22 protein-coding genes are annotated in these 22025 nt (G+C 39.1%); 8 read left to right on the forward strand and 14 right to left on the reverse strand.

The window, feature by feature from the left end; translation table 11 throughout:
- Nucleotides 1–104: 104 nt before the first annotated feature.
- The 6 genes from EMK97_RS14415 to EMK97_RS14440 all read right to left on the reverse strand — a co-directional run bounded on the left by EMK97_RS14415 (nt 105) and on the right by EMK97_RS14440 (nt 3645).
- Nucleotides 105–1103 (reverse strand): CobW family GTP-binding protein, encoded by a 999-nt coding sequence (locus EMK97_RS14415; RefSeq protein ID WP_130603350.1) that lies wholly within the window; start codon nt 1101–1103, stop codon nt 105–107.
- Nucleotides 1104–1142: 39 nt separating this feature from the next.
- Entirely contained in the window at nt 1143–1538 is a 396-nt protein-coding gene (locus EMK97_RS14420) for a MerC domain-containing protein (protein WP_130603352.1), read from the reverse strand.
- A 39-nt stretch (nt 1539–1577) separates the two neighbouring features.
- Nucleotides 1578–2027 (reverse strand): Fur family transcriptional regulator, encoded by a 450-nt coding sequence (locus EMK97_RS14425; protein ID WP_130603354.1) that lies wholly within the window; start codon nt 2025–2027, stop codon nt 1578–1580.
- Between the two features lie 43 nt (nt 2028–2070).
- Complete coding sequence (locus EMK97_RS14430; protein ID WP_130603356.1) at nt 2071–2748, reverse strand: DUF1826 domain-containing protein; 678 nt, start codon at nt 2746–2748, stop codon at nt 2071–2073.
- Nucleotides 2749–2914: 166 nt separating this feature from the next.
- A complete protein-coding gene (locus tag EMK97_RS14435; RefSeq protein WP_130603358.1) occupies nt 2915–3130 on the reverse strand; it encodes a TIGR02450 family Trp-rich protein in 216 nt (71 codons plus the stop codon).
- Complete coding sequence (locus tag EMK97_RS14440) at nt 3130–3645, reverse strand: CIA30 family protein (RefSeq protein WP_170176772.1); 516 nt, start codon at nt 3643–3645, stop codon at nt 3130–3132. Before EMK97_RS14440 ends, EMK97_RS14435 begins: the two co-directional genes overlap by 1 nt.
- 313 nt (nt 3646–3958) lie before the next feature.
- Between EMK97_RS14440 and EMK97_RS14445 the strand changes: the two genes are divergently transcribed.
- Together EMK97_RS14445 and EMK97_RS14450 are read left to right on the forward strand one after the other, a co-directional pair.
- On the forward strand, nt 3959–4804 hold the full coding sequence (locus tag EMK97_RS14445) for an AAA family ATPase (RefSeq protein ID WP_130603362.1): 846 nt from the start codon (nt 3959–3961) through the stop codon (nt 4802–4804).
- Nucleotides 4804–5979 (forward strand): vWA domain-containing protein, encoded by a 1176-nt coding sequence (locus EMK97_RS14450; protein ID WP_130603364.1) that lies wholly within the window; start codon nt 4804–4806, stop codon nt 5977–5979. The genes EMK97_RS14445 and EMK97_RS14450 overlap by 1 nt, the downstream gene beginning before the upstream one ends.
- Before the next feature lie 74 nt (nt 5980–6053).
- On the opposite strand, the gene EMK97_RS14455 is transcribed toward EMK97_RS14450, so the two are convergent.
- The 5 genes from EMK97_RS14455 to EMK97_RS14475 all read right to left on the reverse strand — a co-directional run bounded on the left by EMK97_RS14455 (nt 6054) and on the right by EMK97_RS14475 (nt 13151).
- Complete coding sequence (locus EMK97_RS14455) at nt 6054–7979, reverse strand: CHASE3 domain-containing protein (protein ID WP_130603366.1); 1926 nt, start codon at nt 7977–7979, stop codon at nt 6054–6056.
- Between the two features lie 110 nt (nt 7980–8089).
- Nucleotides 8090–9274 carry a putative manganese transporter gene (locus EMK97_RS14460; RefSeq protein WP_170176773.1) on the reverse strand — a complete coding sequence of 395 codons (1185 nt, stop codon included), beginning with the start codon at nt 9272–9274 and terminating at the stop codon, nt 8090–8092.
- A 178-nt stretch (nt 9275–9452) separates the two neighbouring features.
- Nucleotides 9453–10562 (reverse strand): GGDEF domain-containing protein, encoded by a 1110-nt coding sequence (locus EMK97_RS14465; RefSeq protein ID WP_170176774.1) that lies wholly within the window; start codon nt 10560–10562, stop codon nt 9453–9455.
- 207 nt (nt 10563–10769) lie between these two features.
- Nucleotides 10770–11387, reverse strand: coding sequence for a hypothetical protein (locus tag EMK97_RS14470; protein WP_130603372.1), 618 nt, complete (start codon nt 11385–11387; stop codon nt 10770–10772).
- Between the two features lie 60 nt (nt 11388–11447).
- A complete protein-coding gene (locus EMK97_RS14475) occupies nt 11448–13151 on the reverse strand; it encodes a substrate-binding domain-containing protein (RefSeq protein WP_130603374.1) in 1704 nt (567 codons plus the stop codon).
- Between the two features lie 338 nt (nt 13152–13489).
- On the opposite strand from EMK97_RS14475, the gene EMK97_RS14480 reads away from it, so the two are divergent.
- From EMK97_RS14480 to EMK97_RS14490, 3 genes are all read left to right on the forward strand, one after another.
- Entirely contained in the window at nt 13490–14047 is a 558-nt protein-coding gene (locus EMK97_RS14480; protein ID WP_130603376.1) for a DUF4136 domain-containing protein, read from the forward strand.
- Between the two features lie 83 nt (nt 14048–14130).
- Entirely contained in the window at nt 14131–14634 is a 504-nt protein-coding gene (locus tag EMK97_RS14485; RefSeq protein ID WP_130603378.1) for a DUF3016 domain-containing protein, read from the forward strand.
- A gap of 152 nt (nt 14635–14786) precedes the next feature.
- Nucleotides 14787–16439, forward strand: coding sequence for a mechanosensitive ion channel family protein (locus tag EMK97_RS14490; RefSeq protein ID WP_130603380.1), 1653 nt, complete (start codon nt 14787–14789; stop codon nt 16437–16439).
- A gap of 28 nt (nt 16440–16467) precedes the next feature.
- Here EMK97_RS14490 and EMK97_RS14495 read toward each other — a convergent pair whose 3' ends face one another.
- Together EMK97_RS14495 and epmB are read right to left on the reverse strand one after the other, a co-directional pair.
- Nucleotides 16468–16776, reverse strand: coding sequence for a hypothetical protein (locus EMK97_RS14495; RefSeq protein ID WP_130603382.1), 309 nt, complete (start codon nt 16774–16776; stop codon nt 16468–16470).
- Between the two features lie 31 nt (nt 16777–16807).
- The gene (epmB, locus tag EMK97_RS14500; protein WP_130603384.1) at nt 16808–17791 is read right to left on the reverse strand and encodes an EF-P beta-lysylation protein EpmB; all 984 of its coding nucleotides are present in this window, start codon (nt 17789–17791) and stop codon (nt 16808–16810) included.
- Between the two features lie 138 nt (nt 17792–17929).
- Between epmB and efp the strand changes: the two genes are divergently transcribed.
- The 3 genes from efp to EMK97_RS14515 all read left to right on the forward strand — a co-directional run bounded on the left by efp (nt 17930) and on the right by EMK97_RS14515 (nt 20353).
- Nucleotides 17930–18499: an elongation factor P gene (gene efp / locus EMK97_RS14505; RefSeq protein WP_130603386.1), complete on the forward strand. Its 570-nt coding sequence runs from the start codon at nt 17930–17932 to the stop codon at nt 18497–18499.
- 30 nt (nt 18500–18529) lie between these two features.
- Nucleotides 18530–19198, forward strand: coding sequence for a porin family protein (locus EMK97_RS14510; RefSeq protein WP_246028800.1), 669 nt, complete (start codon nt 18530–18532; stop codon nt 19196–19198).
- Nucleotides 19199–19330: 132 nt separating this feature from the next.
- Nucleotides 19331–20353, forward strand: a complete 1023-nt coding sequence (locus tag EMK97_RS14515) for a LacI family DNA-binding transcriptional regulator (protein ID WP_130603388.1) — start codon at nt 19331–19333, stop codon at nt 20351–20353.
- Nucleotides 20354–20440: 87 nt separating this feature from the next.
- Here EMK97_RS14515 and EMK97_RS14520 read toward each other — a convergent pair whose 3' ends face one another.
- On the reverse strand, nt 20441–21922 hold the full coding sequence (locus tag EMK97_RS14520) for an MFS transporter (RefSeq protein WP_130603390.1): 1482 nt from the start codon (nt 21920–21922) through the stop codon (nt 20441–20443).
- Nucleotides 21923–22025 lie beyond the last annotated feature (103 nt).

A 22025-nucleotide genomic window follows, 5' to 3' on the forward strand; every position in this document is an offset into this window, starting at 1 on the left:
TACTGACCATTCGAAAAAAACATTAAACTGTCCCATTAATCACCTGATATTTCTGGCTGATTAAAAAGTTAGGGGTTATGCTAATACAGGCTGTTTAGCGTTTGCTAATTGCTAATCACGATGTTGAGTAAAGTATCTTGCCAGCTTTCATCAATGTCATGGCAAATAATTTCAATGCGGCTTTCATTGCATTCATCTAATTCGATTTCAACTAGGTCATTATCAAGGGTGTTGTAGGCAAAAATGCCCTCAGGGGTGATAAAAACTGCTTTGATGCGCACTGCTTTGATTGTACTTAAAAAGCTATGTAGTTCTTTGCGGTTAAATTGTTTACTCGGAGCAAAGCGCCAGCCAATACTTTGAAAACCTTCACCTTGATTAGTCGCCTGAATATAGCCCTCTTTAGGAAGTGGTGTTGGCGCTATTGATGTTGTTCTTGGCTGATGCTTGTGCGCTGATTTATTTGACACGTTGAAACTCGTTTTGCCTGCTAACCAAGCGAGCGGCAGTTGACCGTGTTCGATAAAGTCTACTTTTTCAGGCGAGAGCGCTTTTGTTTGAATAAAGTCGGTTAGTTGGCTTTGCTCGTTTGCTTTGTATAGATCAAGCTTACTACCGACGATAATATCGGCAATCTCTAACTGTTGATTAAAGGTTGGGTGCTGGTGATAGCGCTGATCGTTTAAGTTTCTGGCATCAACTAAGCAGATGGTTTTCTCTAAACTTAGGACTTCTTGGTAATATTGGTTTGATAATACTTGCAGTACTTCTTTTGGGTGACCTAAGCCTGTCGGCTCAATAAGCAGTCGATGCGGTTTCGCTTCTGTCAGTAATTGATTCAGCGTAATTTGCATCGGCAGACCTGATGCACAACACATACAGCCACCCGGCACCTCGCGAATATAAACGTCATTATTATCAGCTAAGCTACCTTGCATTAGGCTTGCATCTACGCCGATTTCACCGAACTCATTAACAAGTATTGCCCACCTTTCATGATTCGGTTTTTGCTTAAGTAAATGCAATATGGCTGAGGTTTTTCCTACGCCGAGAAAGCCGGTAATAATATTGGTTGGTACGGCGATAATTTTTTCATTGCTCATAGAGAATAATTCAGTTGTCTAAATGTTAGTATCAGTAATTTAATGCGCGCATTTGTCATGGTGCTGGCATGATTTGTAATTGTTGAAATGTGCATAGGCAATAATTAGCCCGCCAATTAGGGTGAGCAGTTTCTCACCCACTTCACCTAAAAGATTTGCACCTAAAGCAAACGCTAATAATAGGCAGCTCAGGCCAACTAATCCTGTGGCAATAATGGTAATGCGGCCGTGCTTTTTGCAGCCTAAGGTTAACGCAAAAATGCTGGTAGGAATAACGAAAATTATCATCCATTGGTGAAAAAATTCAGGGTCAATACCTAAACTTAATAAGTTCGGCAATAAAGCTACTAATACCGGAAATAACAGGCAGTGAGCAACACAGAGCCCAGAAATGCTAATGGCAAGTTTGTCGATAAAAAGGGAATTAAAATTCATGGTGTAACCTTAGTTTTGCAATATATGTGATTTGTGCTGTTATCGGCATGCCTGACAAAGGCAAGTCAATTCGATTTGTTCTGAGCATAACTGAAAGCCTGATTGTTCAACTTCATTGGTTAACTCTTGATAGACATTTGTGCTCATTGGCATTTCTGTTACTTTTTGACATTGTTGGCAAAATAAAAATTGCGCGGCATGGTGATTTTGTTGATGACCAATATGCGCGCAAGCAACAAATTTATTGGCAAGATTTATTTTGTGAGCTAAATGCATACGTTCGAGATATTCGAGTATTCTGTAGGCTGACATTGGCGCCATTTTTTCATTACATTCAGTATTATAGGTTTCGATTATTTCGTAGGCTGAAAGCGCTTTATCTGCTTGAAGTAAAATAGATAAAACGTATTTTCGTTTTTCGGTCAGTTTACCGCCATGTTGCAGGCATTGTTGCTCAGCAGCGCATAAATGCTCAGTTAAGTTATTCATAAGTAAATTTATGTCCCTATTTTGGTGTGCAAGCTTCATGCTGTTAATCAATAAAATCTAGTGTTAGCAATAAGCGACTCTCATCGGCGGCAAGCTCAGGGGAGCGATGCACTAAGCCAGCACCCTCGTTATTTATCCAGCCTTCACCTTTCACTAAGGCAATATCGCCAGCATTGAGTTGCTGGATATCCTTGTTGTCTCGATATAAGCCTGATTCGGCATCGGTTTTGCCGGTACTTGCTTTACCTAATTTCGTTCTATCGATAACATCATTACTTAGCCATTGTGTCGCGCTACCGACAAAGGTAGTGATCAATCGACAAGGCACTTTATCAACATGAAATTTAGGGCACATAGGTCTATCTAATGCCGTTAAACGTAACCCTGCGCCTTTAAGCTCAAATAAGGTGCAAAACATATCAACCAGTAAGCTAATGTGTTTGCATAGCTCATGACTATCTTCTAAATCGGCTAAATACTCGCTGAGTTGAGTGAAACAATTTTCTGGCGTGACTGTCAGTACCGCTTTAAGGTGAGGGCGTTGGTTAATTAGCGCTTGCGCTATTTGCGTTAACTGTTTTGGTGTATTGTTTTGCCAAACAATGAGCTTAACATCGTCTTGATATATGTCAGTTAGCTTGCTGGCATGCTCAGAAAATACCGCCTTGCTGGCGGTGACTTGAGTTAATTCAGGTTGATCTTTGATGGCTAAATTATTCATAGTTTTGTTATTTTGTAATAATTATCGATGCTAATTTTTCTTGGTTTTAGCTGTTTTGCAATATACTTGATGTGATACTGTAACATAAAATTTGTGTGATAGTATCACATTTTTAATTGCTAAGCTGAATTGTGTAGGTAAGAGTAGGAGAGAAAAAGCGTGCTTGTTAGCGCCAGCCTTGCTGCCATTGGTGTGAATTTTTTAATTCACGCCAGTTTATTTGTTGAATTCTGTTGGTAAAGATTGCTTGAATTTCACATAGTTCGACCTTCATATCATGGTCAAATTTTACCGTGATTACGGTAAAGTGCTTTTCTTTGTTGCGAGGATGAACGCTTGTCCATTTTGAATGAAGTAATTTTTTAGGTGAGATAGCATTCATTATATTGATTGTAAAAGCTGGATTGATTTTATGCTGAGCTTAAATTTTCCTGCTTTCTTATCAGCGATCAGCAAACTCACTTGCATGGCATCGGAGAAGTTTAGCGCAGGCATTGAGGAAAGGGCTTTACCGCGATAACGTGGAGAAAAGTCAGCTTCTGAAAATTGCACTGTCTGCCATTGGTTAGGTGTTGTTGTAAATTCGGCTACATAAGCCGCACCTTCATATAAATTATGGGTTTTTAAGCGAAATTGATAGCGTCGGCCATCGCCTTTAATGATTAATTTTATGCTACTTGCAGCAGAAAAATCAGGAGAAATTAAACGTCTAACTGAGGCAAAACCGCCATTGTTTTCAAGCGATAGGTAACCTGAAAAAGTGCTATAACCTTGATGATAAGTAAAGTGGCTATACGATATTCCGCCCATTACATTATCATTTACGGTGAGCCAATGTTTGCTTTCAACGGCATCGAATGTAATGTCACCAGCAAAAGATTGGCTACTTGTTAACATTGCTAGAAAAAATCCCAAGCAAACGAGTCGTGTTGTTACTTTCATTTGCACTACCTGTGTTAAACATTAGTTATTAATACGAGGTAAGATGCAGTATAGATCAATTGTGCTTTAAGGATGCTCAAGCACTTAATCAATTTGCTATAAACAGAAAAAATCAGCAGGCAAATGTGTTTGTGTGTCTCTAGATCTTTAGCTGGAACATTAGCGATAGAGTGATAAATAACTTTGCTAAGTGTTTCTCAAGTGCATTGTACTTAATGGTACAACCAGTTATGCTGCTATCAGTTATAAGAAGATAGATAGTGAGCTTATGAAATTTAAAGGCACTGACAAATATGTCGCAACGGATGATTTACAAATGGCGGTAAATGCTTCGGTTGCCTTGCAACGACCCTTGTTGATAAAAGGTGAACCTGGTACCGGTAAAACCTTACTGGCTGAGGAGGTTGCCGCTTCTTTAGGCATGCGCTTAATTCAGTGGCATGTTAAGTCGACCACTAAGGCACAACAAGGTTTATATGAATACGATGCCGTGTCTAGACTGAGAGATTCACAACTGGGTGATGACAAGGTACATGATATTAATAACTACATCCGCCAAGGTAAGTTGTGGCAAGCATTTCAATCAGACGAGCAAGTAGTTTTACTGATAGATGAAGTTGATAAAGCTGATATTGAGTTTCCCAATGACTTATTGGTGGAGCTGGATAAGATGGAGTTCTTTGTTTATGAAACGGGTGAAACGGTAAAAGCTAAGCATAGACCTATTATTATTATTACCAGTAATAATGAAAAAGAGTTACCTGATGCTTTTTTACGCCGCTGTTTTTTCCATTTTATTAATTTTCCTGATCGCGACACCATGAAGCAGATCATTGACGTTCATTACCCGAATATTCAATTGAATTTAGTGAACGAAGCCTTAGATATTTTCTTTGAAGTGCGTGAAATAAATGGCTTACGTAAAAAGCCTTCAACCTCTGAGCTTATTGATTGGTTAAAACTGTTAATGGCGGATGATATTCCTGATGAAATTTTGAAAAACCGAGATAACTCAAAGGCCATTCCACCGCTGTATGGCGCATTATTAAAAAATGAGCAAGACGTGCATATGTTAGAGCGTTTAGCTTTTATGCATCGACGTGAGCAGCGTTAATGTTAATCAATTTTTTTCAAGGGCTTAAAAAGCATGAGATCCCAGTAACCATTAAAGAGTTACTGGATTTAATCTCGGCATTAGAACAGCATTTAGTGTTTGCTGATATTGATGAATTTTATTATTTAAGTCGCACTATTTTAGTCAAAGATGAAAAGTACTTTGATCGCTTTGATAGAGCCTTTTCACAATGTTTTACTGAGCTAGCGAATATTGATGACATTATTGAAGCGTTAATTCCAGAAGACTGGCTTAGAGCTGAATTAATCAAGCAGCTAAGTGAGGAAGAAAAGGCAAAAATTGACTCTTTAGGTGGCTTAGAAAAACTACTGGAAACTCTGAAAAAGCGCTTAGAGGAACAAAAAGCCAAACATCAAGGTGGCAATAAGTGGATAGGCACGGGGGGAACATCGCCTTTTGGTCATAGTGGCTATAACCCTGAAGGGGTAAGAATTGGCGGTGACAGCCGTCATAAACGTGCCGTGAAAGTATGGGAACGCCGTGATTTTAAAAACCTAGATGACAATATTGAGCTGGGTACACGTAATATTAAAGTTGCCTTGCGAAGATTGCGTCAATTTGCCCGTACTGGTGCCAATGAAGAGCTGGATGTTGATGACACCATTCGCAGTACAGCCAATAATGCCGGTTATCTTGATTTAAAAATGGTACCAGAGCGTCATAATGCCGTTAAAGTGCTGCTATTTTTTGATGTTGGTGGTTCGATGGACCCTTATGTGCAAATATGTGAGGAAATGTTCTCAGCCGCCCGCTCTGAATTTAAGCATATGGAATATTATTATTTCCATAACTTTATTTATGAGTCTGTTTGGCATAACAATGTTAGGCGTCATCAAGAGCGCATTCCTTTAACCGATATTTTGCATAAGTTTACCAGCGATTATAAGGTGATTTTTATTGGCGATGCCTCGATGTCGCCTTATGAAATTGTCATGCCTGGTGGCAGCGTTGAACATTGGAATGAAGAGTCAGGAGCTACTTGGTTTAAACGTTTAACTGATAGCTTTGATAAAGTTGCTTGGATAAACCCTGTGCCGCAAGCCCATTGGCGGTACACCCAAAGTATTGATATTACCAAAGACTTGCTTGAGGAGCATATGTATCCGATGACAGTGAATGGTTTAGAACAAGCTATGGCGTATTTGTCTAAGTAGTGATTATTAATTACTGGCCATGTTCAGCATTAATTGGCCGTTTTTGTATTGCTAGCGAATGGTTGATGTTGAGATTAAGTATTGATGTAGCGGGTTAAGAAACCATACAGCTTGCTTACTTCAATGGGTTTAGCTAAATAATTGTGAAAACCTTCGCTTTTATATTGTTTTATATCAGACGCCATTACATTGGCGGTTAAGGCAATAACTGGAATATGCGGCCAGTGTTTTTTTATTTCCCTAAATGCACTTATGCCATCCATTATTGGCATTTGAATATCCATAAAGATAAGTTCCGGTGAATGTAATTTAGTTTGTGCTATCGCTTCTTCGCCGTTATTAGCAATATAAATCCTTGCTTGGCTATCTTTCATCATGGCCTTAAATATGGTCTGATTAATTCGGTTATCTTCTGCTAAGACAAGGCTAACGCCAGCTAAATTTGGTACTTTTATGTTATTAAGCTCTTGCTCATCAACGCTTGTAGTTTGATTTTGCTCTAGCGGCAGGTAAATATTAAATTCTGTGCCTTTATTTAGCTCACTGTTTACTTGCAGTGTGCCGTCCATAAGCTCAATTAATTGTTTGGTTATAGCAACACCTAAGCCTGTGCCACCAAACTTTCTTGTGATTGAATTATCAGCCTGTTCAAAGCGCGTAAATAACCTAGCTAAAGCGTCGGGCGACATACCTATACCTGTGTCTTTCACTTGAATATGTAGGCAATTTCTATGAGCAAATTCTACCGTACCATAACGTAATTCAACTGAGCCTTTTGGGGTGAATTTTACGCTGTTAGATAATAAGTTCAGGCATATTTGTTGAACTCTTACCGGGTCGCCTAACCAACCATCAATAAAGTTGTCGTCTCTTATCGCCTGAAGCTTTATGTTTTTGTGGTTTGCTTCAGATGTTAGCGTTTGGATAAGTTGATTGACGATTTTTTCAAAATTGAAATGAATTGATTCTAGCTTGAGTTTTCCTGCTTCTATTTTGGAAAAGTCTAAAATATCATTGATTATGGTTAACAGTGATTTACAAGCAAATAAGGATTGATTGACTAAGTCTTTATATTCCTGACTCTCTGTATATTGTCTTTGTTTTAATAGCTGTAAACCACCATAAATACTATTAATTGGTGTGCGTATTTCATGGCTCATATTGGCTAAAAAATCGCTTTTGGCATTGTTAGCTTTTTCTAACAGACTTTTTTGAATTGTTAAAGTGTGCATAGAGTAACTGATATCTTCACTCATGCTTTTAAAGGCTGTTGATAGTTGTTGTATTTCCTCTAGGTTGCTTTCTTGGCTCTGTATGGTTTTATAATCTTGGCTAAAATCTACGGCGTTTTGGCTCAAGGTGGTTATAGGATGTATCACTTTTCTTCTAAGGAAAAAGGCCATGGATAATAAGGTGACAATTAAAATAACCATAGTGGCAAAATTAATGTTTCGACTTTGAACTTTAAAGGATTGATGATAATCACTTCTGTGTTTAAGTAATGCCTGCTCTACCTCGACAAACTCGGCAAGTAACTGACGCATGTTATTCATAATATTTTTGCCAAGGTCGGTTTTTACTAGGTTAAGTGCCTTGCTGTGATTTCCTTGCTTGGCTAAATCTATGGTTTGTTGTAACTCGGTAAACTTTGCATCAATAAGGGTTTTGAGCTTTATTAAACGTTGTTGTTGAGCAGGATTGTCAGCTGTTAACTCTTTAAGTTGCTCAAGTGTGGCTAATGCATCAGTAATGCCGGAATTATATGGTGCTAAATAGTGAGTGTCATTGGTGAGCAAGAAACCTCGTTGGCCTGTTTCGGCATCTTTAAGATAACTTAGTAATTCAGTACTAACTTGAATCACAGTATGGGTATGAATAATCCAATATTCACTTTCTTGATCTTTGTGTTGGCCGTATAAAAAGATTGATATATTAATAATGCTGAGTAGCAACACGAGAGTAAAAAAAGTATTAGTCCATTGCTTAATATTGTATTTCACGTCAAATCACCTTTTTAACGTATTTTTCTTATATCATTCAAAGGTTAGACAAATTTTGTTGATATTACTAAGCCTTGTCTTAGTAAAGATAATATTTATTTCACTTGGTATTAAAATTCAAACAAGAAAAAGTAGCCATAGGCAACTATCAATGCCGGAATGGTAGAGAATAAAGTGGCATAAATAGCGATTTTTGGTGCTAAGGCAATTGCCGGAAACAAGGCATCGCCATCGTTAGAAATGGCGTTTCCTAATTGGGCTGAAAATGGAATTGCGCCTTGAATATATAAGCTAGTAACTATAATTTGTGGTCCGCAGCCCGGTAGTAAGCCAATTAGCACACCAGCAAAAGGGGTGAAGCTTGCATATTGATGAAACCATATGGCTAAATCAAAACCACTAAACTGATTGAGTAGCGCAAACATAACAAATGCTGCCACGGCCCACGTTAAGACAAAATTTGTATCTTGCACCGCACAAGAAAACCAATTGCTATCACAGTTTTTTTGCTGTTCAGCAACAAATTCTTGATATTGATTCTTAGCGTTTGTTTTTGCTTTAGCCCAAGTAATAATGGCAATTAGGGCAAAAATGCCACCAAAAAACTCTACTGTACCTTCAGGTAAAGCAAGGAATTCGTTAGGGTCAATTTGAAAAGCATATAATAGTGAAATAACCATGGCGGGTATTAATATAATCTTCCAGAGATAGGTAGCTGCTTCGACTGTATTACTGCTACAAGCATAATGTTGTTGGGAGTTAGATTGTGGTTCAACACGTAAGTAATCTCTGCCAAAGCATAGGTCGATTACATAGCCTGTTATAGTACCTGTGGTAACACTGATTGCTATTAACACTAGGCCATCGACTGGCTTACTGGCAATCAGCAAGAAAGCGGCATCCCCCATGGTCGCGGTTAGCACAGCAACAACTGAGCCAAAGCTAAATTTCCCCTGAATAAACTGTGTTATGACTATGATAGCGCCACCACAACCAGGAATTGCTCCCAAAAAAGCAGCAAAGCCTACTTGAGTGATAGGCTGTTTTGCTAGCGGAATACTTGGTTTTTTAGCTAAATAACCTGCGACTAGGTGATAAAGGCTTAACGTTGCCAGTACAAAAACACCTACTTGAAAAAAAGCATCACTGATCACGCTGAATGTGAGTGAGCGTGTTGTTGGCGCCATAATGAGTGCTACAATAACTACAGGAAAAAAGTACCGCCAGCGCAGTAATATTTTTTCTTTAAGTATTAGCTTAGCATTAGCAGTTTGTTCGATTTGGCCTGTATTCATGACTTTTCCCTGCATTGTTGTTGGCCACAAGGTGAGTGATTTTTATTCACTTACCGATATTTGGTGATGATATCGAGAATGATTCGCATTATCAAGTGGGGGCGAAGATTGTTGAGAACGGAGTGCAGGCTAGCTATGCCTAGCTTGTTGCAAGAAGGCGCAACAAGTTTTAAAAAGATCAGCAAGTTTTAATGCTATCTTCAAACCTGTCTGTATAAGTGACAACTTGATTACGCCCTAGTTTTTTAGCCTGATAAAGGGCAATATCAGCACAATGCACCAGTGCCATAAGTGATGGCGTTGCCTCATTGAATTCAGCTAGGCCAATACTGACGGTACAATGAATACTAGTATCTTGGTCAATATTAATGTTAACTTGCTGAATTTTATCAATTAAGTGATTTGCTAACTTTATTGCTTCGCCAGATTTAGTTTCAGGTAATAGCACTACAAACTCTTCGCCACCGTATCTGGCGATGGTATCGCTGCTACGTAGATTTTTTTCAAGCGTTTGAGCGATGATTTTAAGGGCTTTATCTCCTATGAGGTGTCCGTGAGTATCATTAATACGTTTAAAGTGATCAACATCGAAAAGTAATAGTGTCAAAGGTCTTTGGTAACGTTGAGTTCTGGCAATAAGGGCTTCACCTAGCTCAATAAAACTACGGCGATTTTTTACTCCGGTTAATACATCTAGGGTTGCTAGCTCCTGCAGCCTTGCTTCATTACGGGCGATAGCTCGGCTAAAAATTAGCATAATAAAGTAAACTTCTACCATAACTACGAAAATGGTAGAAAGAAAAAGTGCCTTTTCGGCATCTGCGGTCAATGCTATTAATGGGCTGCTATTACCCAATAAGTCGCAAATAAAGAAGAGTACAACGCCAGTGAACATTAAGGTGTTCTTGGCTAAATTATCTTTATCCTCAAATAGTAATAATACGCCGGGCGGTAAAAGTAAGTAATAAAAATGAAAGCCAGCTGCGGGTGTAAACACCACTAAGGTGAGAATAAATATATGCACCATAAGCACACTGAGAAACCAGCTTTTTGCTGCACAGACAAAGCCTTTCGCTGACAGATATAAAGTGATGCCGTAGCTAAAAACAAAGCCAATATTAAGCAAAGTAAGTTTGTTTTGCCCTAAAACAAAATAAAAATAACTGGTATATAGGGAAGCAATGACACAAGTTACTAGGGCAACCAAGTTAGTGATCTTGAGCTTTTCAGCATTAGATTTCACCATATCTTGAGTACCTAACAGCATTAGTTGCTTTAGTCGTTTCATTGATAGTTTGTCCAAGACGTAATTTCGTACGAGGTTAAAGTACATGTGTTTTGCTGGCACATGTTACTTCAATATAGCCTGATTAGCTTAGTTTTTGGGAGTTTTTTACTAGATTTGTCTAATGAATAGCCTTATCGGTTAAATATTGATAAGGCTATTAGGTTATTTTCTCGGTGAGTTATTTTGTCGTAGTAAAATATTGAGGTGTTAAGCTTGCTTAGGTAAAGGCGTGCTGATGCTATCACTTTGTGGCTTGAGTAGGCCGTTAAGCTTAGCTTTTACCGCTTGCTTTTGATGGTTGTCGGTTTCAACGGCTTGCGCTAAACGTTGCTTTATTTCACCTAAACGAATTGGTGAAACGTTATTTTTATTTAACGGCTTGATGACTGTAACTTCAGCTGTAGCTTGCTCTGTTAATGGCTTTCTGTTGCTAATCTGCGCTGTAGCTTCTTGAGCTGGGATAGCTTGATGACTAGCAGTTGTTACTTGACTAGTGATAGTTACTTGGCTAGTAATCACTTCGAGGCAATTTTCAAAGGTATCTCTGACAACAACTGCTTCAGTTAAGCACAGCTGATTAATTTGATTAATTAACGCGTCTTTACTGAGCAATATTTCACTGATTGAGCTGACATTTTCAGCCAGCTCACAATGTTGCGCTAGCATGTTGCCAGTTGCTTTGCGATTCATTAGCAATTTAGCTGCTGGCACGCTAAGTAAGGAAACAAGCTGTTCTAAATTATCTTTTGCTTGCGCTAACTCTTGTTCGTTTAACGCGTTTAAATGCTCAACTAAGTGAATTTGATTTGATAATAAATTAAACATTTTGTTATCCCTATAATGCAACTGATGCGCCTATTGTATTGGGGTAATATTGCAAAAATATTAAAGCAACCAAACTTCTACACGACGATTGCGTTTTCGACCTGCTTCAGTGTTGTTATTTGCAATAGGTAAAGCTTCACCTAAGCCTTCAACCGCCATCACAGGTATTCCGCGCGAGGTCAGTTCGAGCTCAACTGACTTAGCTCGACTTAGCGATAAATTTTGGTTCTTTAATTGAGCGCCTACGCTATCAGAAAAGCCAAGTAGGGCAATTCTGCGTCCTTGATGTTGCTCCATAAAGCTAACTAAACGCTCTAAGTCACGCTTACCCTTGTTATCTAAATCTTTAGTGGCATAGTCAAAACGAAAGTTAAGTGATAGTCGCTTGCCATTTTTCACGTAATAGTTATAGCGTTCAGGCGCATCGTTACGTGGATAGGTTTCTTCTAGTTTAATGTTTTGAGAAATTAATCCGGTTGCAGCCACTATGTCTTGTCCTTGCGCAGAGATAGCGTATTGGGCAAAACTCTTTACGGTATTAGAAGCGCTGGTTGGCGTATAAAAATATAAACGTCTAGCTAAGGCGTAATCTTCTGTACCTATGGTAAAGCGAGTTGGGAATATTGCCGCAGTATTTTTTGCCGCCGAAATAGCCAGTGCTTTGTTATGAAGTACGTAATTTAAGCCAATAAAGCCAATAGCGCCTTCGTTTTGTGAAACACGCGTGGAAAGCTCTGAGCTAGACTCTAAGCGCACAGCGTTACTGGCGAGTTTTTTATTATGCTTTTTAAGTACTAGGTTTTTGAAAGTGTCCCAAGTACCCGAGTGTTTATCACGAGAAAATATAGTGATGGCTTGATCTTGGCCGCCAAGTTGTGACCAATTGTTAATCTCGCCAGAAAAAACTTTTGCCAGTGTAGCGCTAGAAAGCTGCTTGATAGGGTTATTTTGATTAACGATAACGGCTAATCCGTCTAAACCGATAATATGCTCATTACCGACACTGTTTAACGTCCCAAGCTTAGCTTGTAGTTCGGTAATTTCCTTTGCTTTGATTCGTCTTGAAGCCATACCTATATCGGCTTTATCCATACTAAGATCAGCAAAAGCGGTGCTTGAACCATGTGCATGTAGCTCGATAAAGTAATTAGTATTGCCTTGTTGATAGCTTAGTTGGCGCTCAACTGGGCTATCACCCTGAATCCAGGTGAAATCTATAATACCTTGTTGCTTTAAGTAGCCTTCAAGCAATGCAGGTGCTAATTTTTCACCTATAGTGTTTGAGCCGTGTAGGCGAAACAGTAGCTTCTGTTTAGTCTTTTCAGTTATTTCAGGCTTTTTAATTGCGGTGTCTTGCGGAGCTACAGCTGGTTGAGTTGCTACCGTTTTTACGGTATTAGCAGGCGTTTGTTGTGCGATAGTTTCTAGTTGCTGTTGTTGAGGTAAAAAGAAAAAAACAACCGAAATAACCACCGCAATACAGGCGATAGCCGATAACAGTAACGGTAATTTACTTGTTGTCGCTGTTGGTGACTGCTCACTGGCAGCTGGAGAGTTTAACCAATGTATAATGGTGTTTAATTCATCATGACCAAGTTGTGATAACTCACTGAGAACAAGCTCGCGGTAATTGGTTTCCTTTAACATCTTGTCGATAGATATTTCGATTTCAAAGTCAATTTCAGCTATTTTCGCTAACTTAGTTAAAGCTTGGTTTAAATCTGCATTATTTGCTTGCCAAGCGCCAGTGAACACCTTTTTCATATTGGTCACATTCCTATGATTACTAACTTGGCGCATAGCTTAATAACAAAGCGTTGCAGTTTTATGACGAAATGTATTATCTTGCTACATTTAACTCAGTATAATGAACCTGAGCCCGGCTTAATAAATAGTTCTCTAGCAGCTACTTATACTTACTTCTGCGTTAAATTTACTTGCAATAGACTGGCTATTGACGCGAAATTTGCCTTGAATTAAGTAAAACTATCAAACTAGAGAGTAGATGTGCATACTAACTATATATTTCAAACTGTTAACTTATCTCTTAAACCGAGTTCAGGTTAATGAAGCAAAGTAACTTATTGTCAGGACGCAATTTTATGAAAAATATTACATTATCTGTAGTGCTTGCTACTTTACTTGTCGGCTGTGTGCAAGTGCCACAAGAGTCGCTATCTCAGCAAAGTAAGCTAGCTATATCTAGTGTGCGCGATATTCCAGTATCTTATGCACAGGGCAGTGAATTTTCATTAGCGCCTAAATATGTGAAAGAGACCTCATTAAAGCCGGCACAAACCCAAGCTATTTATAAGCTGTATGCTGATGCGATTGTCGCTGATTTAGAACAACATGGCTTTATATCAAAACCTTTGGCTGGCGAAGTAAAGTTTCATGTTGGCTTTGGTGTTGCTTTAACAGATGATTTGCCTGATGAAACCATTAATGAAAAATTTGGCGTTTCACCTGGCTTGCCTGAGTCTGATGGTTTAGAAAAAGGCAGTTTTTTAATTTACATTGAAGATGCACTGACAGGGAAAAGAGTTTGGCGTGGTGCTGTACAAGGTTTTGCTCATCTTGATATAAGCAAAGAAGAGAGAAAGCAAAGGGCGGAAAATATAGTTGCTAGTGTGTTAAAACAGTTTTACGCTACAAATTAATACATTGAAATTACATAAATGTGCAAATAAAGACGGATAAATCAGGTCTAATAGAGTTGTAAACATTAAAAGAGGATTTTGCCATGAATAAATCATTTTCTATTTTAGCTGTAGTTCTATCAACGTTATTAATCACGCCAACTGTTACTGCTGCAACCAGTGAAGTTGAGTGGAAAGATTATAAAAGTTACCGAGATATAGACTCAGGAGATGAGGGCCGTAAAAGCTTTAGAGAGCGTACTTTCAAAAATTTTGAAAAGCACTTTGCTAAAATGGCTGAAAGTTTACCTGAAGATCAGGTGTTAAAAATAGTGGTAACTGATGTTGATTTAGCAGGTGATACAAATGCTGCAGGTATTAATCGTACTCGTATATTGAAAGATTTGTACTTTCCTCGCATGAACTTCTCATATCAGTTAGTTGATGCTAATGGCAAAGAAATCAAAGCGGATACTGTGGTGGTGAAAGATATGAACTTTATGCGCAAATCTAATTTAAAATACCGCAATCAGTCTTTAAGCTATGAAAAGCGTATGTTAGATGAGTGGTTTGAAGAAACCTTCGCTGACTTAATTGTTAAGAAGTAATTGCTTGTTATAACATTGAAAAGCCGCATTTTATGCGGCTTTTTTTATGGCTGAAATTTACAACAGCTGTTAATTCTGTAACAGTTACATCTGACGTTATTATTTTAGCATGCGCTATCCACCCTGTTAGATTTTGAAAGGGATTTTTATTGATGAAAAAGTGTTCATTAAACTTGCTTACCTTGTTTAGTTTTATTGCTGTACTTTTATGTGCATTTGCACTCAATGCTACGCAAGTGAATGATCAGCAAGATGTATCAGTTAAAAAGATTATTGAGCAAAAAGAAAAGTCAGAGCAAACCTTGCAAGAGGCTGCTAGCAGTGATGATAGTTCCGTGCCTATAGATGAGTTTGAACGCGGCCAACCGCGCGGTGCGATAGCGGGTTACTTATTGGCAATGCGTGCTGGTGATGTAGAGCTAGCGACAAATTATCTCGATTATCGCAATATTTCTGAAAAAACCTTAGCGGTTGGCAAAGAAGAGTTAGCGCGCCAGCTTTATGTGGTGTTTCAACGTACCTTATGGGTCGATTTAACTAGCATCAGCGATCAACATTTAGGAGATTTGCGTGATGGCCTACCTTCGTATCGAGAATTGATTGGTAAGGTAAAAGTTGGTGAAGACACTGAACTTAATGTCTTGTTGCAGCGTGTACCAAGAGAAAAAGATAAAGTGCGTATTTGGAAAATATCTAATGCGACCGTAGAAAAAATTCCTTATCTTTTTCAAGCTTATTCTTATTCTGCCTTAGGCGAGTTTTTGGCAAAAAGCTTACCCGCAGTGGATTTTTTCGGGGTAATGCTTTGGCAATGGCTGTATTTCTTGGTGATGTTGGCTGGCACTTACCTTGCCTCGGTTGTCTTTACTTGGTTATTTGTAAGAGCGATTAAACGCGTACATTCAACCCTTTCTAAAGATACCGCAGCCTTTATTCAAGGGCCGGTAGCCTTTCTTCTTGCTATTATTATTGCACGACAGCTTATTGATGACACCAATGTCACCGTTGCGGTTCGTGCGGTAATGGAAGGAGCAACCACCTTAATTATTGCTTGGTGCTGGGTATTCTTTCGCTTTGTTGACTTGCTTAAGGTGATTTTAGCGGAAAAATTTGTTGCTCAAGATAAGCCATTAGCCGTCTATTTATTACGACCTGCTGGTACGGTTGCTAAATTAATTATCCTGGTCGTTGCTAGCCTGATGTGGTTAGAAAACTTAGGTTTTAATGCTTCAACCTTACTGGCTGGTTTAGGTATTGGTGGTTTAGCGCTGGCATTGGCAGCGCAAAAAACCGTAGAAAATATTATTGGTGCTATTACTTTGTATACCTCGGCACCGGTGAAAATTGGTAACTTCTGCCGCTTTGGCAATAGCTATGGCGTTGTTGAAGAAATCGGATTGCGCTCAACCAGAATTCGCACGCTCGAGCGTACCGTGATTTATGTTGCCAATGCCAAGTTTATTGATATGGATATCGAGAACTTTTCTGAGCGAGAAAAAATCGCCTTTAGACCTAAATTAATGCTAACGCCCGATTGTAAAAGAGAAAATATAGATAATTTTTTACAAGCGTTAAAACAGCATTTACTCGCGGCAGAAAATATTGCCGATGAACCACTTAGAGTGCATTTTAAAGCTTATACGGTAATGGGCTTAGAGTTAGATATTCTTGCTTATGTGAAAACTACAGACTTTGATGCCTACTTAAATGAAATTAATCAACTTAATCTAACCATTTTAAGCTTGCTAGAGCAGCACCATTGTCAATTACAAGTAGTGTCTGAGCGTAGCTTAGCAAGCTTATAGCTTAGCGTATAAGGGAAGCAGCCAAGCGTTATTCTTGGCTGTAGCTTTTTTCTAAATTGCCTAGTACGGTAAAAAGTTGCTCAATTTTTTTCACTAAAGCGATAAGTAGTTGTTGATCATGGCTTTGCTGCCATTTAACTAAGTCGTTGGCAACTTCTTCAACATAAGGTTGAAAAGTGTTGGAGCTGCAAGTAAAGCCCGCATCTTTTTTAAATACCGCTTCAAAGCCTGCTTTTTTGTGTTCACGTAAATCAGCTAAGGTGGCATCAGCACTTAGTGATTTTTTTAAGATAATAGAAATATTTTCTATTAATTGTTGTTCAATAGCCTTACTCATGATTACTCTGCTGTCGGTAAATTTGTGGCGATTATGCCAGATTTATTGGGGTTTTGTTAGCTTCTCCGGCAATTTCCCGTACTAACCTGGGCATTAGAAAACCGGATAAGTTCGCCATCATTTCAGTGGCAATCTCTTTTGCCTGCTGTTCGTCAACATCAAAATGGGCAACCCCTTGTACGGGATCAAATAAATGTAAATAATAAGGCTGAATGCCAATATCAAAGAGTTGCTGGCTTAGGGCAATTAGTACCTTAGCGTCATTATTTACGCCATTTAAAAGCACGCTTTGATTAAATAGTGGAATGCGCGCGGCGCGCAAGGGCTCTATCGCCTGGGCAAACTCTTCATTTAATTCATTTGGATGATTTACATGTAAAACAATAGTGGCTTTAAGTCGGCTTTGTTTTAGCATATTCGCTAAAGTTTCTGTAACTCTGCTAGGCATCACCACAGGTAAGCGTGTATGAATACGTAAACGCTTAACATGGGCAATTGCTTCAATCTGTTGTACTAACCAGGTTAAGTGTTCATCTGAGGCCATCAGCGGGTCGCCACCACTGAAAATTACCTCATCTATGCTTGAATTGTTTGCAATATAAGCTAATGCGGCTTGCCAGCGCTTTTTATTGGGGCTGTTATCTTGATAGGGAAAGTGGCGTCGAAAACAATAGCGACAATTAATCGCACAACCTGATTTAACTATCATTAGTACCCGATTGTTGTATTTATGCAGTAAACCTTCCGCGACTGTGTCGTGTTCTTCTAGCGGATCAGTGCTATATCCTGGTGTTACCACAAATTCATCAGCTAATGGCATCACTTGTTTTAATAAAGGATCATTAATATCGCCTTTTTTCATGCGTTTAATAAATGAAATAGGCACTCGAACTGGAAAGAGCTTGCGGGCTTTAAAATGCTGTAGATAATCGCTCGGTTCAATATCTAGCATTTGCAGTAGCACTTTAGGATCTGTGACTACATTTGCTAAATCTTTTTGCCAAGAAGTGTGCAAATTATTTTCTATTTGGGGTATTATCTGCGGCAATTCTAAATTCAATTTATCGTCTCTGTGCAATTTTTCGGTTACGACTATCGTGATATGTGAATGATACCGCAACAGAGATCCAATTAATAAAAAAAGAGTACATTTATGGCTAATTTCAGTACTAACCAGTTCAAAGCTGGTTTAAAAATCATGCTTGATGGCGAACCGTGTAACATTCTAGAAAATGAATTAGTAAAGCCGGGTAAAGGCCAAGCATTTAACCGTGTTAAAATTCGTAAGCTAGTCTCTGGTAAGGTATTAGAGAAAACCTTTAAATCAGGCGAATCTGTTGAAGGTGCTGATGTAATGGACGTTGAATTAGCATACCTTTATGCTGATGGCGAGTTCTGGCACTTTATGAATAACGATACCTTTGAGCAAATTGGCGCAGAAGAAAAAGCCGTTGCCGATGCGGTAAAATGGTTAGTTGAAGGTGATATTTGTACAATTACTTTATGGAATGGCACGCCTATTTCAGTTACCCCGCCTAACTTCGTTGAACTTGATATTGTTGAAACTGATCCAGGTCTTAAAGGTGATACTGCGGGTACAGGTGGTAAGCCAGCAACGTTAACTACAGGTGCGGTAGTACGTGTACCTTTATTTGTCCAAATTGGTGAAAAAGTGAAAATAGATACGCGCTCAGGTGAGTACGTTTCACGCGCAACGAAGTAATTAGTCATATTTTAATCAAGGGAGGGTGTGATGATAGTGAAAAAAGTTTTTGGCTTTGCGCTACTAACAGGGTTAATGCTTTCAAGTATGAGCTTTGATAGCCTAGCTAACTACACTAAACGTGATGGACGCTGGGAAGCCAGTTTTCAATTGCTTAATAGCTTGTCTGCCGATGTTGACGGTAAAAATGGCTCGCAACTGGATTTAGACAGTGATATTGGCTGGGGTTTCACTTTAGGCTATAACTTAAATCCTCATATATTGCTAAACTTTGATTTCGCTTCAGTAACGCCTGATTATAAAGCAACCTTGATTGAAGATGACGGTGATGAATATGAAATTGATCACAAGATGAATATTTATCAAAGTCAGTTCAATATTGTTTATAACTTAATGGCTGAGCAATTTACTCCTTTTGTTCAAGCTGGCCTTGGCTGGAGCTTTGTTGACAGTAATATTGCCGATGGTCCACCCACTGAAATTTGCTGGTGGGATCCATGGTGGGGTTATATTTGTGAGCGTTATCAAAACACTTATAGTGATTCACGTGTTAGCTATAATGTTGCCGCAGGTGTTCGTTACGAGTTAGATAACAGCATGTTCTTTCGTGCTAGCTACCAGCAAACGTGGACAGATTTAAGTCATTCTGAAGATTTAAGTTTAGGTATGGTTCGATTAGAAATTGGCTCTATGTTTTAAGCTAGTTGATAAAATGCATTGCTAAAAAGCCAGAGTGTTTACATTATCGCTCTGGCTTTTTTGCATTTGTTACTTTCATTCTAATTCGAGCAAGTATATTCTTGTTAATATTATTGTTTTGGATGTGACACTGTGAAAGAAAAAGCTACCTCATTTGATATTGCATACCAAGCGGGCGTTTCTCAATCAACCGTATCTCGTGCATTGCGAAATAGTCCTTTAGTTAATGCTGCAACCAGAGAAAAAATCCAAGCAATTGCGAAAGAGTTGAATTACAAGGTAGATAAAAACGCCAGTAACTTGCGTTCGCAGCAAAGTGATACCATTGCTTTATTGCTGTTTGAAGACCCCACCAATGATGACTCGGCAATTAATCCGTTCTTTTTGTCTATGCTAGGTAGTATTACCCGTGCTTGTGCACAAAAAGGTTATGATTTATTGGTTTCTTTTCAGCAAGCCAGTAATGATTGGCACGCTGATTTTGAAGACAGTAACAAGGCTGATGGCTTAATTTTACTAGGTTATGGCGACTTTGTTGATTTTGAAGAAAAACTAGTGCAATTAACTGAGCAGGGTACTCATTTTGTTCGTTGGGGCGCAGAAGTAGAAAACTTGCCTTTAGTGTCAATTGGTTGTGATAACTTTCAAGGTGGCAAGGAAATTACTGAGCACGTTATTGCACAAGGCTATAATAAATTAGCATTTTTAGGTAGTGCTTCAAGCCACGCACCAGAATTTTTTGAACGCTATAAAGGTCATTGTCAGGCGTTAACAGAAGCCAACTTGGCTGTAATCGATAGCATGCAAATTAATGCCCTTTATACCGAAGATGCCGGTTATAAAGCTGCGTGTAAATTAATTGAATCTAAGCAGGAGTTTGATGCCATTTGTGCAGCCAGTGATCTTATTGCCATTGGTGCTATGCGCGCACTACAAGAGCACGGTATTAGCATACCAGAGCAAGTGGCTGTGGTGGGCTTCGATGATATTGCTATTGCGAGTTTTACCTTTCCACCACTAACAACGGTAAAACAAGATACCAAATTAGCTGGTGAATTACTGGTTGATAGCCTACTGGATTTAATTGCCGGAGAATCAACAAAAACTACCCAGATAAAACCAGAGTTAGTTATTCGAAAGTCTTGTGGAAGCTAGTAACCTTTGGTTGGCAAAATTAAAAAGGAGTTATCTTGGCGGATAACTCCTTTTTTAGTGTCAGAAATTTGCTGTAAATAAGTTTAGTTAGGCAGAGGCTTTAGCTGTTGCTGAGCTTGGTTGCTCTACACCTTCTTTAACAAAAAATACTGATGCTGCTGCCAATATCATAGCGATACCTGCAAGCATAATGATATAGATGGCTTGATTGTTAAATACCGACGTTAATATCCAACCAGCGAAAATGCCGGAAATAATTTGTGGTGCTGCTATGGTAAAGTTAAAAATTCCCATATAAACGCCGGTTTGTTTCGCTGGTAATGAGCCTGCTAATATTGCATATGGCATAGCCAATATTGCTGCCCAAGCGATACCCACGCCTACCATAGGTAAGAATAATGATACCGCGCCTTTTGGCACTTCAATTTGGGTAATAAATAGGTTTACCAGCGTTGGCTCAGGGTTTTGCATAAACATAATCGATAAATACCCTATGCCGCCAGCAAGTAAAGATAGTGAGTAGGTAAGTTTACGACCAATGCTGTTGGCTACTTTGGCTAAAAACAATGAGGCAATAGCGGCAAATAATGAGTAAGCAGCAAATATAATGCCGACCCAATCGCCCGCGGTACCTTTAGCTGCGGCAATGTCTGCTGGAATATGACTAACAGACGCTAAATAGCTTGGATCAAACCATTTTGCCTCTACACCCCAAATATGTTGGCTGATGGCTGGCATGGTATAAACCCACATAATAAATAGTGCGAACCACGAGAAAAATTGCACAATAGCCAGTTGCTTCATGGTGCTTGGCATGGTTTTCATTAGGGCAAAAAATCCACAGAGCTTTTGCCAAATAGTTAAATTATTTTGCTGGCTATCAAGTTGCGCTAAACCGTTAGTACCAGGTGCATACTCTTTGGTTCTAAATACTGTCCATAACACAGAGCCGAGCATTACCGAAGCGCCAAGGTAAAACGCCCAAATGACTGATGGCGCAACTTTTCCGGCTTCTGCTGTGTTTTCAAGGCCAATTACATTGGTAAGCACGAAAGGTAAAATAGAGCCAAGTACCGCGCCGATATTGATTAAAAAAGACTGAATTGAATAGCCGATATTGCGTTGCTCGGCTGGCACCATATCAGAAACTAAAGCGCGAAATGGCTGAAATGCTAAATTAAATGAAGCGTCCATAATGGCTAACATCATGGCGCCAAAAATAAGTGGTGTTATAAAGTTTGCCAGCGTTGCTGAATTTGGCATTAATGTCATGCCAATAGCGGCTGCTATACCACCGGCTAGAATATAGGGCGTGCGTCGACCTAAGCGGTTCCAGGTTTTATCTGATGCTGAACCAACAAGCGGCTGAATAATTAAGCCCATCACAGGGGCAACTAGCCAAAACAGTGAGAGTGAGTGTAAATCTGCGCCGAGATCCGACAATATTCGACTGGCATTGGCGTTTTGCAGCGCGAAGCCAAATTGAACGCCCAGGAAGCCAAAACTCACATTCCAAATTTGCCAAAAACTAAGACGCGGTTTAGATTGGTTTTTGCTTGCTGTGGTCATAACATCTAACTCTTATAATAATTGTTGAGTGTTTGATAAAAGAGCACTCCAAACCTAAGGATTTAGAGTGCTTATGCCAAAAGAGGATGGCAAAAAATCAAAC

The sequence above is a fragment of the Litorilituus sediminis genome (genome assembly GCF_004295665.1).
GTDB lineage: Bacteria > Pseudomonadota > Gammaproteobacteria > Enterobacterales > Alteromonadaceae > Colwellia > Colwellia sediminis.